General features: G+C 62.9%; 3 protein-coding genes. All 3 read right to left on the bottom strand.

What is annotated here, in order from left to right; all coding sequences use genetic code 11:
- A partial coding sequence (locus tag NW809_RS12075; RefSeq protein WP_414402252.1) for an ABC1 kinase family protein occupies positions 1-1,192 on the bottom strand: 1,192 nt, incomplete at its 3' end.
- A 37-nt stretch (positions 1,193-1,229) separates the two neighbouring features.
- Complete coding sequence (locus tag NW809_RS12070) at positions 1,230-1,817, bottom strand: peroxiredoxin family protein (protein ID WP_346426058.1); 588 nt, start codon at positions 1,815-1,817, stop codon at positions 1,230-1,232.
- A 31-nt stretch (positions 1,818-1,848) separates the two neighbouring features.
- Positions 1,849-2,286 (bottom strand): SRPBCC family protein, encoded by a 438-nt coding sequence (locus NW809_RS12065; RefSeq protein ID WP_099813044.1) that lies wholly within the window; start codon positions 2,284-2,286, stop codon positions 1,849-1,851.
- Positions 2,287-2,295 lie beyond the last annotated feature (9 nt).

The following is a 2,295-nucleotide window of genomic DNA, read 5'->3' as shown; positions in this document are numbered from 1 at the left end:
GCCCCAGGTTGCCGGGGATGCGGATCTGGTTGCGCCGCGCTGCTTGCAGGATCTCGGAGAAAAGCTGGCTAAAATCCAGCTCGGCCACAGTTAGGGTGTAGTACTGCCGCAAAAGACGCTCGTATTCCCGCTGCAACTGGGCCAGGCTGACGGCGGGATCCCGCAAGCGGCCCCTGGGGCTTTCCGGCAGGGCCAGCTCCAGGGTGAGTTCGGCACAGCGCTGGGCATCCAGGCTGACGATGGCCAAAATCAGCTCCAGCACAATCTGCTGCGTGCGCGGATCCAGCCGCCCAATCATGCCGCAGTCCAAGAGGGCTACGCGACCGGATCCCAAATAGAACAAGTTGCCGGGGTGGGGATCGGCGTGGAAGTAGCCGTCGATGCAGATCTGCTGGAAAAAGGCGCGGGTGAGCAGGCGGGCAAGCTGCTGCGGCTCGGCGTCGCTGCGATCCGCCTCCAGGAGTGGCTTTCCTTCGATCCACTCCAGGGTCAGCACCTTGGGGGTGGTAAGAGCCCAATAGACGCGCGGCACCACCAGTTGGTTGGGATCAAACCAACGGCCAGCCTGCAGGCGTTGCCGCAGCTGCTCCGTGTGGCGGGCTTCCTGGGTAAAGTCCAGCTCCGCCTGAATGGCCCGGCAAAACTCATCCGCCAAGGCCACCACGTCTGCCAGCCGGCCAAATTCTGTTTGCGCCACCAATTCAGCAATGCTGCGGATGAGCCTTGTATCCCGCTCTACTATTGCCTCCACGCCGGGCCGCTGGATCTTGAGGGCCACCGCTTCGCCGCTGACGAGATGGGCGCGATGGACCTGGGCAATGGATCCCGCCGCCACCGCTTCCGTGTCGAGGCTGCTGAATACCTGTTCCAGCGGCTTTCGCAACTGCTGGCGCAGCAGGATCTCCACCGCGTTCCAGGGCACGGGGGGCACATTGCTCTGCAGGGTGCTGAGGGCCTCGATATACTCCCGCGGCAGCAGGTCGGGGCGGGTGCTCAGCAACTGGCCCAGCTTCACATAGACCGGCCCCAGATCCACCAGGATGTTGCGCAGCACCAGGGGTGGTGGCAGTTGCGGCTCTTCCGCCTTGCCCAAAGAGAGCAAGCGCCGCATGTAGTCCCAGCCGTGGCGCAGGACTACTTCTAGGATCTCCGCCTGACGGGCGCTATTCTGGGCCAGCCGCGCAAAGACCACCTCTTTCCTCTCCTCTTCCGGGCTTGCCTAGGAAGGCTTAGAAAAAGGGCACGGGAGCCACCCGGCGGGTTCCATCCCAGCCGCTGGCTAGCCCTTCTCGCAAGACCCGCAGCACCTCGTCGGTGCTGGCGTTGGGCTCGGCAAAGGAGAAGAGGTGCTTATAGCGCAGCCTCCCTTCGCGATCCACGATGAACTGGCCTGGCAGGGGCGCCCCCAGGGCTTGGCCGACGCCGTAGAGCCGAAAGGTTTTGCACTCCGGATCCACCAGCAGCGGATAGGGCAGTTCCAGGTCGGCTTGGATCTGTTGGCTTTGCACCGGGTCGGTGCTGGTAACCATCAGCAGCTCTGCTCCCAGAGCCCGGATCTCCTCGTAGCGGGCCTTCAGCTCCTGGATGTGGGGGTAGCAGAAGGGGCAGAAGAGCTTTTCTGTAAAGATGCGGGTAAAGGCCAGAACCACCGGCTTTTGGCCGCGGTAGTCCGACAGGCGCACGGGATCCCCGTGCACATTGGGCAGCTCAAAGTCAGGGGCCAGCTCGCCAATCTGCAGAGGGCTGTTGGCCGGCTGGGGGATGAAGTTGTCGAAAAAGCGACGGTTGAACAGGCTGCTGTTGCTGGTCATTGCCATTTTTTACGTTTCTTTACTACCTGCCACCAGCCTAACCCAAAGCCTCGGCCACTGCCTTTAGCCGTCGCAGTTGTGCCCGCATGTCGTGCCGGGTCAGCTCCGCTGCCACCAGATAGAACCCTGCCGCCACCCAAGGGTTGGGGATGCAAAACTCAAAGCGGTTTACCAATAGCGTTCCCAGCGGCTGGGGGCAACATTCCCAGCGGTCGGTGCCCTGAAAAAAACCCTCAAACTGCCACTGCACCAGGCCCTCGGCCCGCTCGGCGATCACGCAGTCTAGGCTGGGGGAAACCAGCGGCAGGCGCAGGAAAAAGCGGTAGCGGCTGCCCAGTTGCCCAGTGGGGGATCCCAGCGCCTCACAGCCCAACAGGGGGTTGAGCCAGCGCCGCATCAGCGCTGGATCGATTAGACAGCGCTCCACCTGGGCCACGCCAGCGGCAATTTCAATCGCTTGAGTATAGACAGGCATGCTCTAGGG

The sequence above is a fragment of the Synechococcus sp. WC101 genome, from assembly GCF_047461555.1.
GTDB lineage: Bacteria > Cyanobacteriota > Cyanobacteriia > Thermostichales > Thermostichaceae > Thermostichus.
This window is presented reverse-complemented; position numbering and strand designations above follow the sequence as displayed.